The 13,511-nt window shown below is 44.4% G+C and carries 13 protein-coding genes; 7 read left to right on the top strand and 6 right to left on the bottom strand.

Annotated features, from left to right (window positions below):
- Positions 1-58: 58 nt before the first annotated feature.
- Both AM279_RS01855 and AM279_RS01860 read right to left on the bottom strand, forming a co-directional pair.
- The gene (locus AM279_RS01855) at positions 59-583 is read right to left on the bottom strand and encodes a DUF4269 domain-containing protein (protein ID WP_054405969.1); all 525 of its coding nucleotides are present in this window, start codon (positions 581-583) and stop codon (positions 59-61) included.
- On the bottom strand, positions 583-1,035 hold the full coding sequence (locus tag AM279_RS01860; RefSeq protein ID WP_054405970.1) for a DUF1456 family protein: 453 nt from the start codon (positions 1,033-1,035) through the stop codon (positions 583-585). Before AM279_RS01860 ends, AM279_RS01855 begins: the two co-directional genes overlap by 1 nt.
- A gap of 137 nt (positions 1,036-1,172) precedes the next feature.
- Here AM279_RS01860 and AM279_RS01865 point away from each other — a divergent pair, with 137 nt between their 5' ends.
- From AM279_RS01865 to AM279_RS01885, 5 genes are read left to right on the top strand one after another with little or no spacing between them, the layout of a single operon-like run.
- Positions 1,173-1,403 carry a hypothetical protein gene (locus AM279_RS01865; protein WP_054405971.1) on the top strand — a complete coding sequence of 77 codons (231 nt, stop codon included), beginning with the start codon at positions 1,173-1,175 and terminating at the stop codon, positions 1,401-1,403.
- Entirely contained in the window at positions 1,385-1,684 is a 300-nt protein-coding gene (locus tag AM279_RS01870; protein WP_054405972.1) for a type II toxin-antitoxin system RelE/ParE family toxin, read from the top strand. Before AM279_RS01865 ends, AM279_RS01870 begins: the two co-directional genes overlap by 19 nt.
- A 12-nt stretch (positions 1,685-1,696) precedes the next feature.
- Positions 1,697-3,685 carry an excinuclease ABC subunit UvrB gene (gene uvrB / locus AM279_RS01875; RefSeq protein ID WP_054405973.1) on the top strand — a complete coding sequence of 663 codons (1,989 nt, stop codon included), beginning with the start codon at positions 1,697-1,699 and terminating at the stop codon, positions 3,683-3,685.
- A gap of 30 nt (positions 3,686-3,715) precedes the next feature.
- Positions 3,716-4,645, top strand: coding sequence for a CPBP family intramembrane glutamic endopeptidase (locus AM279_RS01880; RefSeq protein WP_054405974.1), 930 nt, complete (start codon positions 3,716-3,718; stop codon positions 4,643-4,645).
- A gap of 18 nt (positions 4,646-4,663) precedes the next feature.
- Complete coding sequence (locus tag AM279_RS01885; protein ID WP_054405975.1) at positions 4,664-5,728, top strand: AMP-binding protein; 1,065 nt, start codon at positions 4,664-4,666, stop codon at positions 5,726-5,728.
- Between the two features lie 16 nt (positions 5,729-5,744).
- On the opposite strand, the gene AM279_RS01890 is transcribed toward AM279_RS01885, so the two are convergent.
- Positions 5,745-6,695 carry a hypothetical protein gene (locus AM279_RS01890; protein ID WP_054405976.1) on the bottom strand — a complete coding sequence of 317 codons (951 nt, stop codon included), beginning with the start codon at positions 6,693-6,695 and terminating at the stop codon, positions 5,745-5,747.
- 89 nt (positions 6,696-6,784) lie between these two features.
- Here AM279_RS01890 and AM279_RS01895 point away from each other — a divergent pair, with 89 nt between their 5' ends.
- On the top strand, positions 6,785-7,924 hold the full coding sequence (locus AM279_RS01895; RefSeq protein WP_054405977.1) for a cysteine desulfurase family protein: 1,140 nt from the start codon (positions 6,785-6,787) through the stop codon (positions 7,922-7,924).
- Between the two features lie 96 nt (positions 7,925-8,020).
- Here the strand turns inward: AM279_RS01895 and AM279_RS01900 are convergent, their stop codons facing one another.
- From AM279_RS01900 to uvrA, 3 genes are all read right to left on the bottom strand, one after another.
- Positions 8,021-8,905, bottom strand: coding sequence for a 3-hydroxyacyl-CoA dehydrogenase family protein (locus tag AM279_RS01900; RefSeq protein WP_054405978.1), 885 nt, complete (start codon positions 8,903-8,905; stop codon positions 8,021-8,023).
- 26 nt (positions 8,906-8,931) lie between these two features.
- Positions 8,932-10,134, bottom strand: a complete 1,203-nt coding sequence (locus AM279_RS01905; RefSeq protein WP_054405979.1) for a carboxypeptidase-like regulatory domain-containing protein — start codon at positions 10,132-10,134, stop codon at positions 8,932-8,934.
- Positions 10,135-10,322: 188 nt separating this feature from the next.
- A complete protein-coding gene (gene uvrA, locus AM279_RS01910; protein WP_054405980.1) occupies positions 10,323-13,112 on the bottom strand; it encodes an excinuclease ABC subunit UvrA in 2,790 nt (929 codons plus the stop codon).
- Between the two features lie 94 nt (positions 13,113-13,206).
- Between uvrA and AM279_RS01915 the strand changes: the two genes are divergently transcribed.
- Positions 13,207-13,506 (top strand): hypothetical protein, encoded by a 300-nt coding sequence (locus AM279_RS01915; protein ID WP_054405981.1) that lies wholly within the window; start codon positions 13,207-13,209, stop codon positions 13,504-13,506.
- Positions 13,507-13,511 lie beyond the last annotated feature (5 nt).

The following is a 13,511-nucleotide window of genomic DNA, read 5'->3' on the forward strand; positions in this document are numbered from 1 at the left end:
TTACTTTGTGACCCTTTTGCCACATCTGTAAAATTATAAGACTAATTTTTAAGATATCTCACCGGGTTTTGTAGGTTAAAAGCGCCTCGTATGGATTACCTTCCAAACCTAAAAGCAATGCAAAAGCAGGCTCTGTTTTAATGCCTTGTTGCTTTAAGGCAACAATGTGTAGCCGGAAATCTTCTCCCTTTTCTTTCAGGATCTCATATTCTTTAATCATGTGCCGGTAACCGTATTGTTGTGTAACGGGTATGGTTTGTCCGAAGATTTCTACTTCAAAACCTCCAACAAAGAAATTAGCGATTACCGACTCATGCCCGTTTATGTTTTTCGTGCGGATTGAAAAACGTTCATGTCCTGAAAACAAATTGTTTATATGCGAAATAAAGCCGTCATAATCCCGGTAATAACAAAGTATATCAAGGTCGCTGCCCTCTATGTCTATCGTAAGGGGAGTGGTTCCGGCCAGTACGGGTGTATATGCAGATAGTTTGTGTATGATACCGGATTCAGTTAAAACAGTATGCACACGTTGCTGTGTGGCGCTGCCCTGCTTCAGGTAACTGATATCAAGAAAATCCATTATTTGGTTTTACCCTTACCGTTGTTGAATTTTACCTGCTCAACTACAGGTGCCGGTTTGGCCGGTTTTGTAAATTTTTTTCCTTTAGATGTGGTTTTTGTAGCCTGTGTTTTGGCTTTTGGGCGTGGGGCAGGTGCGCCTTTAGAAGGCTGTTTGGCATCCGTTTTTAGCTTAGGGGCAGTTGCAGCCGCTGCCTTGTTTTGTGCCAGTACCTCCTGCGGGTTCTTAGGGTTTTCTTTAGTACCGCGCAGGTGAATAACAAGCCCGTTCAAAAAATTGCGCAGTACCTGGTCGCCACACTCCATATAGTTGGGGTGGTCTGCATTGCGAAAGAAAGCCCCCAGCTCAGCCTTCGTTATACGGAAATCTACCAGTTGAAGAATATCTACTATCTGGTCATCGCGAAGCTGAAGTGCCACACGCAGTTTCTTAAATATATCGTTGTTATTCATGCCGTCTTATTTTTTGCAAAGATAGTCCTTTTAAATTGTAAAGTTGAAAGTTATGAAGTTTGTAAAGTAACAAAGAGGTTATGGGTTTGGATTTGTGATGATGAAAAATTTCGTATCTTCGTTACAAAATAATTGCTATGAGTACGCTTGAGTTAAAGAACATCGTTATATCGCAAATTCAGCAAATTGAAGATAAGTCTTTGCTTGAAGCACTTAGGACTATTCTTGAGGCTAAAACTCCTGTAATGGCTCTTAATGATTTACAGAAAGAAGAAATTGACGATTCGCGTAAAGCTGTTGCAGCCGGTAATTATAAAGGTAACGAAACACTTAACAATGAAGTGATGCAATGGCTGTCAGGAAAATAAAATGGTCGCCGGTTGCTGAGAGAAAGCTTTATGCGATTCTCGAATTTTTTATAGACAGAAACAAAAGCGCTACGTACTCTATAAAACTTTATAAAACCTTTCATAAACAATTAGCAAAACTCAGTAAGAATCCTGAAATTGGTATAAAGACTGATGTTAACGAAATAAGAGGACTAATTGTTGGCGATTATACTTTGTTTTATGAAGTGACAGATAAGCTTATAATTGTACATACACTTTGGGACAATCGTCAAAACCCGCAAGAATTAAAAATCAGATAAGAAGGAGGATAAATGAAATTTCAGGTAGTATCAGATTATAAACCCATGGGCGACCAGCCCCAGGCCATAAAACAGCTTAGCCAGGGCATTAAAGATGGCGAACGTTACCAGACACTTTTGGGGGTAACGGGCTCAGGTAAAACCTTTACCATGGCTAACGTAGTGCAGGAAGTACAGCGCCCCACGCTGGTACTGGCACACAACAAAACCCTTGCAGCCCAGCTGTATAGTGAGTTTAAGCAGTTCTTCCCAAACAATGCGGTAGAATACTTTGTATCATATTACGACTATTATCAGCCCGAAGCCTATATTCCCGTTACGGGAACCTACATAGAAAAGGATCTTTCCATAAACGAGGAACTTGAAAAGATGCGCCTTAGTACCACATCGGCCCTATTATCAGGCAGGAGAGATGTGCTGGTGGTGGCATCGGTATCGTGCCTGTATGGTATTGGTAACCCGGTGGAGTTCCAAAAGAACGTGGTTTCCATTCACAAAGACCAGGTTATAAGCCGTACCAAATTGCTGCACAGGCTGGTGCAAAGCCTCTATTCGCGCACCGAGGCTGATTTTACACCCGGAACTTTCCGCATAAAGGGCGATACGGTAGAGGTATTCCCAAGTTATGGCGATGAGCCGTTTCGCATCCATTTCTTCGGAGATGAGATTGAGGAAATCGAGGCATTTGATAAGGTTACATCGCTTGTAATAGAAAAATACGACAGGCTTAACATTTACCCGGCCAATATGTTTGTAACAAGCCCGGAGGTGCTGCACGGCGCTATATGGGAGATACAGCAGGACCTGGTAAAGCAGGTGGATTATTTTAAGGAAACCGGCAAGCACCTTGAGGCCAAACGCCTTGAAGAACGCACCAATTTTGACCTTGAAATGATTCGTGAACTGGGCTATTGTTCAGGTATCGAAAACTATTCGCGCTACCTTGACCAGAGGCTGCCGGGCACAAGGCCGTTCTGCTTATTGGATTATTTCCCCGATGATTTTTTGATGGTAATAGACGAAAGCCACGTTACTGTAAGCCAGGTACACGCCATGTATGGCGGCGACCGCAGCCGCAAGGAAAACCTTGTGGAATTTGGTTTCCGCCTGCCTGCCGCTATGGATAACCGCCCGCTTAAGTTTGAGGAGTTTGAAGCCCTGCAAAACCAGGTGGTGTATGTAAGCGCCACCCCGGCCGACTATGAGCTTCAAAAAAGCCAGGGTGTATATGTAGAGCAGGTTATCCGCCCAACCGGGCTGCTTGACCCTATTATTGAGATTCGCCCGAGCCTTAACCAGATAGACGACCTTATTGACGAAATACAGCAACGCGTGGAACTTGACGAGCGCACACTGGTAACCACGCTGACCAAGCGTATGGCCGAGGAGCTTGCCAAATACCTCACTAAAGTATCAATACGTTGCCGCTACATACACAGCGAGGTAGACACGCTGGAGCGTGTAGAAATTATGCAGGATTTACGTAAAGGACTGTTTGACGTGCTGATAGGTGTTAACCTGCTGCGTGAAGGGTTGGATTTACCCGAGGTTTCTCTTGTAGCAATACTCGATGCCGATAAAGAAGGCTTTTTAAGGAGCACACGTTCGCTGGTGCAAACCGTGGGCCGTGCCGCGCGTAACGTTAACGGCAAGGCTATTATGTATGCCGATAAAATTACCGACAGTATGCAGCGCACCATTGATGAAACCGGTTACCGCCGGGAAAAGCAGGATAATTTTAATAAAGCTAACGGTATTGTGCCCAAAGGGCTTGTTAAGAAAATCGAGAATGCATTGGTCAAAAGCCCTATTACTTCGTTCCATTATGATAATGCGCCTAAAGTGGCTGCCGAACCGGACACGGCTTATATGGCTAAAGGCGATATAGAAAAACTAATCCGCGATAAGCGCAAAGCCATGGAAAAAGCCGCCAAAGAACTGGATTTCCTCCAGGCTGCCAAACTTAGGGATGAAATTAAGGTGCTACAGGAAAAGGTGTAGCAATAACCATTACCGTTTATATTTAAAAATATGTTTATAGAACAGGCTTTCAGGCCAAAAAACTACTTCGGCAAGTACCTGCTGGGGTCGCTTATAATAATTGCGTTTAGTACAATAGGGCAGCTGCCCATGGTTATGGCCGTAGCTGCAAAAGCACTTAAATCGGGTAGGGGTATGCCCACATCAGAAAATGAAATTTATGGCTTTTTTGATGCTAACGTTACCCTGTCTTTACTGCTTATCTCTTTTGTCTTCGCACTCATAGGTGTTATAATAGCCGTAAGGGCGCTGCACAGCCAAAAGATGAAGGAAATCATAACCTCGCGCCCTAAGATAGCCTGGGGGCGCTTCTTCTTTGCCTTTGGGGTGTGGGGTGCTTTTACCGTTGTAACCACGGCTATAAGCTACTTCCTGTCGCCCGAAACATTTGTATTACAGTTTGAGCCTGTAAACTTCCTTATATTATGTTGTATTGCCATACCGCTTATCCCCATACAAACATCGGTTGAAGAACTGGTTTTCAGGGGATACCTCATGCAGGGGTTTGGGCTGCTGGCTAAAAACAGGTGGTTTCCGTTGGTTATGACCTCCCTTATATTTGGAGGCCTGCATTTTATGAACCCCGAGGTAGACAAAATGGGCCCCGTTGTAATAACGTATTATGTGCTTACCGGCCTTGCCCTGGGCATTATGACACTTATGGATGAGGGTACTGAGCTTGCCCTGGGTTTCCACGCGGCTAACAACCTTTTTGCAGCGCTACTGGTAACGTCAGACTATAGTGTGCTGCAAACCTACTCTGTTTTAAAAGATACTTCAGAGCCTTCAGCGGGGATAGATGTTATACTTCCTGCCGTGATTATTTACCCTATAGTACTCTATATATTTGCCAAAAAATACAAATGGGTGGGCTGGAAAGAAAAGCTTTCTGGCAACATAAAACCTATAGAGGCTGCTTAAATTGCAAAAGAATTTTAAATGGAAATTACCCCTGATTTTATACACCCTTCTTTCTGCCTTAACGGAATTTCGCTTAACGCAGAAAGCTTGTGGAGTGTAGCATACAGTTTTATTAAGGAAGGCGAAGAATACCAGAAACATATAGGGCTTTTTATACTCGACTGGCTTGATGGCAATGATTTTGTGCCTATGCAAACATCGGGTACTACAGGTACGCCCAAGCCCATAAGGGTGTCAAAACAGGCAATGGTACAGTCTGCCCTGGCTACAGGTGCTTACTTTGATTTACCTGCCGGTACACGTGCCCTGCATTGCCTGCCCGCACAATTTGTGGCAGGTAAAATGATGCTGGTACGCGCCATACTGTTAGGCTGGCACATAGATGTTACTGCGCCTGCATCGCGCCCGTTAGATAATTGTAAGGGCAATTATGATTTCAGTGCACTTGTACCGTTACAGGCCGAAGCTTCTTTATCTGAACTGCACAGGGTTAAAAAAACAATATTGGGTGGTGCTAAAGTAGGCCCTGAGCTTAGCAGACAGTTGCAGGAGTTGCCGGTAAACGTTTATGAAACCTATGGCATGACTGAAACCGTAACCCATATTGCTGCAAAAAAAGTGGGGCAGCCTGCCTTTGAAACACTTCCGGGTGTAACGGTAGAGGCAGATGACAGGAATTGCCTGGTAATTAACGCACCGCGCGTAGCTGACAAGCCTGTTGTTACTAATGATGTGGTTGAGGTTTTGGGTGAAAACCGGTTTGTATGGCTGGGGCGTGTAGATAATGTAATTAACAGCGGAGGCATAAAACTGCACCCCGAACAGATAGAAGAGAAGTTAGCCGCAATTTTAAACAACAGGCGGTATTTTATTACCACTGTGCCTGATGATGTATTAGGAAACAAGCTGGTACTGGTAATTGAAGGCGAACCTTTTACTATAGCTACCAAACAATTTGATGTATTGGGCAGGTATGAAAAACCCAAAGAAATTTATTTTGTAAAACAGTTTACAGAAACCGGCAGCGGTAAAATTCGCCGGACAGAAACGTTGAATATTGCATTAAACAAAAACGAGGGTTAATAACCCTCGTTTTTGTTTAGTTTTCATTTATAACCCCTATAAGGTAATCAGCATTGGGTACCGGCAGGTATACTGCGGTAGAGGCTGTATCCCTAAAGCGGGCCAGCTTTAAGCGGAGCGTATGGGTAAGCCCCGGGCCGTTTTGTGTAGTGGTTATTTCAAGCGTACCCTGGTTGGCATCCCAGCGCTGGGTTTCTGTAGGTGTAATAGGTGGGTTAGAGCCACAAATGCTTGTAGCGCCTATGCTGCTGCTAAACACGCGCAGTAATAATGTATTGGCATCGGTACTGGCTTGCAGGTTTATTACAACCGGCTGGCTGGTAGGTTCTGTAGGTAAAACATCGGCTCCCAGTGTTAATACCAGGGCTTCAGTACCATCTAACCTGTAGTAGGTATTTGGTGTGGTAGGGCATTCTGTAAACTGTGCCGGCGGGTTTGATGTGGTTAAAAAATCAAAATCAAAACCAAGGTCGCGGCTGATGGTTCCTAAATTAACATCGGTAATAATTATTTCTTCGCCGTCTTTAGTAAACGTGCCGGTTTGAAGCGTAATCTGGTGGCTATAACCGGTAATGCGTGTAACGCCATTTGTGGTTTCGGTAACCGCTGTAGTAGTTATGGCCATGCGCCCTTCTCCCTGCCACTCTTCTAAAACAGACGGGCTTGTGGGGGGTATGTTGCTACACAGGGTACTGTTTGTAACCGTGCTGCTGTAATTGCGGTAAGTAAGGTCGGTAGTTACTATTCTTGGCTGGCCTGTTTCGGTAGCTATATTAACCAGGGCTGTTTGCAGGCTAAGTTCAAAAATAAGCACTTCAGTACCGTTTATTTTGTAAAATACGCTGCTCTGGTTATCACAGCGTGTTGGGGCGGCATCGGTAAAATTAAAAGTACGGAAAGACATATCACCATCGTCGCATCCGGTAAGCAGTATAAGGGCAGCCAGCAGGCCAAAAATCTTTTTCATGCAATTGTAATTTTAAGCAAATGTAGTGTTTTTAGCCGTTTAGTAAAAGGTTTTGCATAGCAGTGGCGTTTTGGCTAATTTTGTACCCCATGAAAAGAGCCTATCTTGATAACGCCGGCACCACGGCCATACACCCTGAAGTTATTGCCGAAATGGCCCGTGTTATGGCCGATATTTATGGCAACCCCTCGTCTACGCACAGCTTTGGGCGCAGTGCTAAGGTAGTGCTCGAAACATCGCGCAAAACCATTGCAGCATTACTTAACGCTGAAGCACGTGAAATTATTTTTACAAGCGGCGGTACTGAGGCTAATAATTTTATCCTGCGCAGTGCCGTAAAGGATTTAGGCGTTAAACGGATTATAAGCAGTAGGGTGGAACATCACTCTGTATTGACTACATTACCGCAACTGGCGGCAGAATTTGGTATTAAGATAGATTATATTAACCTTACCCAGGGTGGTTTTCCTGATTACAGGCACTTACGCCAACTGCTTGACGAAGGTATCCCTACACTTGTAAGCCTTATGTATGTTAATAACGAAACGGGTGTAATGGCCGACATTGAAAGGATAGGGAATATGTGTCGTGAGTACAATGCCTATTTTCATACCGATACAGTACAGGCCGTTGGCAAAACAGAGCTTGATTTAAAAAACCTTCCGGTAGATTTTATAGTAGCCAGTGCACACAAGTTTCACGGGCCAAAAGGGGTAGGGTTTGCTTACATTCGTAAGAATATTGCCGTGCAACCCATGATATATGGCGGTGAGCAGGAAAAAGGCCTGCGCGCCGGTACCGAAGCCATTCACCAGATTGCCGGTATGGCTAAGGCGCTTGAACTATCGTACAAAAATCTTAACGAAGAACGGGAGCATATTACAGGGCTTAAAAACTATTTGTTTGAACAGCTTGATATGCATTTTGCAGGATATAAAGTAAACGGACTCAACGCCCAGCCTTCAACCCAACTGTTTTATAATATTACCAATATATTACTGCCTTTCGGCGAAGATAAAACGGCCATGATACTGTTTCATCTTGATATGCTGGGGGTAGCTGTATCACGCGGTAGTGCCTGCCAGAGTGGTAGCGTGAGGCCATCTCATGTATTGGAACAAATATTACCTGCCGAAGACATCAAGAAACCCTCGCTGCGCATATCATTCAGCCATTTTAATACCCGTGAGGATATTGATTTGTTTATCGATGCACTTGGCAAAATCTGATATTCAGGGTTTCCTTTCTGAATTTTATATAAACAATAATGCTTCGCTGATTTTCAAAATTATGGAACTCAACGAAGCATTATTTATTACCGAAGGCTATTTTTTATAGGCTACTTTCTCAGCTTTTTTGGTTTCGGAGTAATCATAAAACCCTTCACCTGACTTAACGCCCAGCTTGCCGGCGCGCACCATATTTACCAGTAGTGGGCACGGGGCATATTTAGGGTTCTTAAAGCCGTCATACATTACGTGCAGTATGCTAAGGCAAACATCAAGGCCAATAAAGTCGGCCAGTTGTAGTGGGCCCATAGGGTGCGCCATGCCCAGTTTCATAACAGTATCAATTTCATATACGCCTGCCACGCCGTTGTACAGGGTTTCTATGGCTTCGTTTATCATGGGCATCAGGATACGGTTTGCCACAAAGCCCGGGTAATCGTTAACCTCTACAGGAACCTTACCCAGCTTTTCGCTCATCTCCATGATGGATTTGGTCACTTCATCACTCGTGTTATACCCGCGGATGATTTCCACAAGCTTCATGATAGGCACGGGGTTCATAAAATGCATACCTATTACCCTGTCCTGCCTGTTGGTTACCGCCGCTATTTGTGTTATTGAGATAGATGAGGTATTGGTAGCCAAAATGGTATTGGCATCGCAAAAGGCATCAAGGTCTTTAAATATTTTCAGCTTAAGGTCTACGTTTTCGGTAGCAGCTTCCACAACCAGGTCGGTGTTTACCACACCGTCTTTAATATCGGTATAGGTTATAATGTTACCTATTGTGTTGTGCTTGTCGGTTTCGGTAATGGTGCCTTTTGCCACCATGCGGTCAAGGTTTGCCGCAATGGTGTTCATGCCTTTTTCTATGGCCTTTTCGCTAATGTCTATAAGCTTCACGCTAAAGCCGCTTTGGGCAAAAGTGTGCGCAATGCCGTTGCCCATGGTTCCGGCGCCTATTACTGCAATGTTTTTCATTCTAAAAATTTGAGGTTTGGTTATATTTATTGTTTGTTGTTGTTCTCTAAAATATTATTTTTTTCGAGCGACTCAATAATCGCTTCTTCCTCTGCCGTAAGCACCATGGCATTGTTGTTCAGCCAAAATTTTTCGGTATAATTGGTGCCTGCATCATACAATTGCCTGTGGGTATAAGTACCGTAAAATGTTGTAAGGTCTTCTGCTGAGCCGGTTACAATAACATCACTTGTAAATTTATAAGTGTTGTCAAAACCCCATCCCCAGGTGTGTACAATGCCGTAAATATACGAGTATGCAGGCATATATGTTCCGTTAATTTCGGTGAAAATGGTTTTTTCATTCATGTCGCTTATGGTGTAGTGCCCTCCAATCTTAAAGCGGCTGCGCAGGTATTGCGTGTGTGTTTGGGCAGGATGTACCTCTGTATTCAGTATCAGCTCGGTCTCCGGGTTGTAAACAATTTCACCTTCATACAGGTATTCGTGTACTTCTTCCCGCGGGCGAAAAACTATTGCAGTAAGTGGTTTTCCGTTACCGTCGGTACGTTCTTCAAAGGTAAATTTGTATTTGCCGTATTCTTTCCTGTTAGGGAAATAATCATCAATAAAATAAAAATTACAGGCGTGTTTTATCATACCTCGGGTATCAATCCCGGTAGAATATAAAAGGCCGCGTTTTACATTGGTATGTATTTCTGCCGCACGGCTTTGTTTTATTGCAATTTTGCTGTTAAGCTTAGTGGCTTTTTTATTGTGTGCTGTTTTGTAGTCTAAAAGTGCATCGCTAAACTTACGGCAGGTATCGTTTATATTAATAAATTCACGATAGTAGGTGTTGAGTACCAATGGGGCTTGCAGGTGTTTTACAGAGTTTGCCCTTATGCGCTCTATAACCTCATAAATGGGTATGGAGGGCACTACAACTTCATCAAGGCTGTAGGATTCGGGCTCCAGATAGTAGGTTGCATTTGGCGAAGCGGAATTAACATCTACTGTAAGGATGGTGTAGCCCAGGTGTTTGATAATGACTTTTTTTGTGCCTTGCGGATAAGAAAAGGCAAATTTTCCTTGGGAATTGGTTACGGTGGTACGTTTTCCGTCTGCGGTTGTAATGGTGGCCCTGTCAAGTGGTTTGCGGGTGGTGTTATCTAATGCTGTACCTGTAAGGGTTTGGCCAAAGCTAAGTGCTGAAAAAAGGATAAAGGCTAATAAAAGCAGTTTGTTCATACGTTTAATTTGGTTTGTGTGCCAATTAAACGTTGCTGTGAGAAATGTATTGTTATTTCTTAAGCCCTGATTTTATTGTGTATAGTGCCTTGTTTTTTTGAAGCCATATAATTTACAATTTCGGATACATTGTATCCGAAATTGTAAATATTTAAATATTAATGTTTTATAATAGATTATGGATAACTCTAGAGCTTCTCCTTTAAATACGCACCCGTAACACTCTTAATATTCTTAGCCACTTCTTCCGGCGTACCGAAAGCTACTAAGTGCCCGCCATTTTCGCCACCTTCAGGGCCAATGTCAATAATGTAGTCGGCGCATTTAATCAGGTCGAGGTTGTGCTCAATTACTATGATGGAATGCCCTTTGTCAATCAGCGCCTCAAAGCTGGCCAGCAACTTTTTAATATCGTGGAAGTGCAGGCCTGTGGTAGGCTCGTCAAACACAAACAGCGCCTTGTCTTTAGTAGCGCCTTTAACAAGGAACGATGCCAGCTTAATGCGCTGTGCCTCACCACCCGAAAGGGTAGAGCTTGACTGCCCCAACTGTACATAGCCCAAACCAACATCCTGTAGCGGTTGTAGCTTGGTCATGATCTTGGTTTGTTTGTGCTTGCTGAAAAACGCCACGGCATCATCAATGGTCATGGTCAGGATATCGTCTATATTTTTATCCTCAAAGGTAATTTCAAGAATTTCTTTCTTAAAGCGCTTGCCGTTGCAGGTTTCGCATTCCAGGTGCACGTCGGCCATAAACTGCATCTCAATGGTTACCTCGCCATCACCCTTGCAGGTTTCGCAGCGGCCGCCGTCTACGTTAAACGAGAAATGCTTGCTCTGGTAACCGCGCAGTTGTGCCAGCTTTTGCTTAGCAAACAGGTCGCGGATGTCATCATACGCTTTAATATAGGTAACCGGGTTAGAGCGCGAGCTACGGCCTATGGGGTTCTGGTCAACGTACTCAATATGCTTTATGTGGCTGTAGCTGCCGCGAAGTTCGGTAAACTGGCCGGCTTTTTCGCCCACGCCCTCTAATTGCTTTTGCAGGGCGGGGAACAGTATTTTTTTGACAAGCGTACTCTTGCCGCTGCCCGAAACCCCTGTTATAACCGTAAGGCAGTCCAGCGGAAAGGTAACATCTATGTTTTTCAGGTTGTTTTCGCGGGCGCCCACTACATCTATATGGTGCTTAAATTTGCGGCGTTTTTTAGGTACGCTTATCTCCAGCTCACCGTTTAGGTATTTCGCGGTAAGCGAGTCCGACTTTAATATCTCATCATACGTGCCTTGTGCTACGAGTTCGCCACCGTGCGTACCGGCTTCAGGGCCAATATCAATAATCATATCGGCCATTTTCATGATGTCTTCGTCGTGCTCTACCACAATCACGGTATTGCCCAGGTTGCGCAGGTCTTCCAGCACTTTTATAAGGCGTTCGGTGTCTTTAGGGTGCAGCCCGATAGACGGCTCATCCAAAATATACATACTGCCCACAAGGCTACTGCCGAGCGATGTAGCCAGGTTTATCCTTTGGCTTTCTCCACCCGATAGTGTAGCCGAACGGCGGTTTAAGGTAAGGTAATCTAACCCGACTTCCTGCAAAAAGCGCAGGCGGTTGTTTATTTCTATCAAAAGGCGCTTGGCCACCTTGGCATCATATTCGTTCAGCTCAAGCTGGCTGAAGAACTCTGCCAGGTTTTTTATTGGGAGGTCAACCAAATCGCTTATGGTGCGGTTGCCAATTAATACGTAGTTGGCTTCGGGTTTCAGGCGTTTGCCTTTACATTCGGGGCATTTGGTTTTACCGCGGTAACGGCTCAGCATTACACGGTTTTGTATCTTGTAGTTTTTCTCTTCAAGCTCGGCGAAGAAATCGTTAAGGCCTACGAAGTATTTATTGCCCGTCCATATAAGGTGGCGGTCGCTTTCGCTAAGCTGGAAATACGGTTTGTGCACGGGGAAATCAAACTTATGGCTGTTCTTTACCAGTTCGTCGCGATACCAGCCCATGCTTTCGCCACGCCACGGGTAAATGGCATTTTCATATACCGAAAGCGCTGTGTTTGGAATCACCAGTTCTTCATCAATGCCTATAATGCTGCCGTAGCCTTCGCATGAAGGGCACGCGCCATAGGGGTTGTTAAAGCTGAACAGGTGCACGTTGGGCTCGGCAAAGGTAATGCCGTCCAACTCGAAATTATTACTGAAAGGCAGGCGGTTACCGGTGCTTACATCCTGAAGGTAAGCTTCGCCCTTGCCTTCATAAAATGCGGTTTGCACGGCATCGCCCAGGCGGTTGTAAAACTCTTCTTCGTCTTTTACCACAATACGGTCTACAATCAGTAAAACCTCTTTGTTAGTAAAGTCGGCACCGGTAATATCATCAAGGCGCAGGGTTTCGTTATCTACCAGCACACGGGCAAAACCCTGTTGTAGCAGTATGCCCAGCTTTTCCTGTAGGGTACGGCCTTTTTCGGTATGCACAGGTGCAAGCAGCAGCCAGCGGCTATCAGGCTCAAAGCCTTTTACTTCGTTAATAACATCGGTAACCGTATGCTTTTTAACCTCGCGGCCCGATACGGGCGAATAGGTGCGGCCCACACGCGCAAACAGCAGCTTCATGTAATCATAAATCTCGGTGCTGGTGCCCACGGTAGAGCGTGCGTTTGTGGTGTTTACTTTTTGTTCTATGGCAATGGCAGGGGCAATGCCCTTAATGTATTCTACCTTTGGCTTGTCGAGGCGGCCAAGGAACTGGCGTGCGTAACTCGAAAGGCTCTCTACATAGCGGCGCTGGCCTTCGGCATAAAGGGTATCAAATGCCAGGCTCGATTTACCCGAACCCGAAAGGCCCGTAACCACCACAAGCTTGTTACGTGGTATGGCTACATCTATATTTTTAAGGTTGTGCAGCTGCGCACCTTTTATAAGTATGTTTTTCTTAGGCTCGAGGGTAGAAAAATCGGTCTTTATCATGGCAAAATTTGAATAGGCAAAGATACGGGTTTTAGGGGAGATTTTTGTTAAGGGATTGAGAAGGGAATTATTATATTTGAGGTAAAGAATAATAATGAGCCAGGGAACATTTAATATCATTGAGAGCTTTGCTGTAATACGTAAAAATGAATTCTACATTATTGGCAACCTTATAAACGGAGAAGTAAAAGAACAATGGTTTGTAAACATTGCACTAAACAAAGGCCTCTCGCTTACGTTACGTATTGCCTCTGTTGAAGATGTGGTTATAACTAACGATAAGAGCAATTATAAATTACTTGTTGTAAATGCTGATGAGGAAACCCTGCAGTTATTGCTTGGCCTTAATATAGGTAGCGAGACAGCAACAATAAGTATTGAAGGCAAGGATTAATTAAT

The organism is Flavobacterium akiainvivens (assembly GCF_001278115.1).
In the GTDB taxonomy this organism is placed as follows: Bacteria; Bacteroidota; Bacteroidia; order Flavobacteriales; family Flavobacteriaceae; genus Flavobacterium; species Flavobacterium akiainvivens.

Coding starts and splice junctions, on each gene's coding strand:
- AM279_RS01855 (WP_054405969.1), bottom strand. CDS start 583: ATGGATTTTCTTGATATCAGTTACCTGAAGCAGGGCAGCGCCACACAG.
- AM279_RS01860 (WP_054405970.1), bottom strand. CDS start 1,035: ATGAATAACAACGATATATTTAAGAAACTGCGTGTGGCACTTCAGCTT.
- AM279_RS01865 (WP_054405971.1), top strand. CDS start 1,173: ATGAGTACGCTTGAGTTAAAGAACATCGTTATATCGCAAATTCAGCAA.
- AM279_RS01870 (WP_054405972.1), top strand. CDS start 1,385: ATGGCTGTCAGGAAAATAAAATGGTCGCCGGTTGCTGAGAGAAAGCTT.
- uvrB (WP_054405973.1), top strand. CDS start 1,697: ATGAAATTTCAGGTAGTATCAGATTATAAACCCATGGGCGACCAGCCC.
- AM279_RS01880 (WP_054405974.1), top strand. CDS start 3,716: ATGTTTATAGAACAGGCTTTCAGGCCAAAAAACTACTTCGGCAAGTAC.
- AM279_RS01885 (WP_054405975.1), top strand. CDS start 4,664: ATGGAAATTACCCCTGATTTTATACACCCTTCTTTCTGCCTTAACGGA.
- AM279_RS01890 (WP_054405976.1), bottom strand. CDS start 6,695: ATGAAAAAGATTTTTGGCCTGCTGGCTGCCCTTATACTGCTTACCGGA.
- AM279_RS01895 (WP_054405977.1), top strand. CDS start 6,785: ATGAAAAGAGCCTATCTTGATAACGCCGGCACCACGGCCATACACCCT.
- AM279_RS01900 (WP_054405978.1), bottom strand. CDS start 8,905: ATGAAAAACATTGCAGTAATAGGCGCCGGAACCATGGGCAACGGCATT.
- AM279_RS01905 (WP_054405979.1), bottom strand. CDS start 10,134: ATGAACAAACTGCTTTTATTAGCCTTTATCCTTTTTTCAGCACTTAGC.
- uvrA (WP_054405980.1), bottom strand. CDS start 13,112: ATGATAAAGACCGATTTTTCTACCCTCGAGCCTAAGAAAAACATACTT.
- AM279_RS01915 (WP_054405981.1), top strand. CDS start 13,207: ATGAGCCAGGGAACATTTAATATCATTGAGAGCTTTGCTGTAATACGT.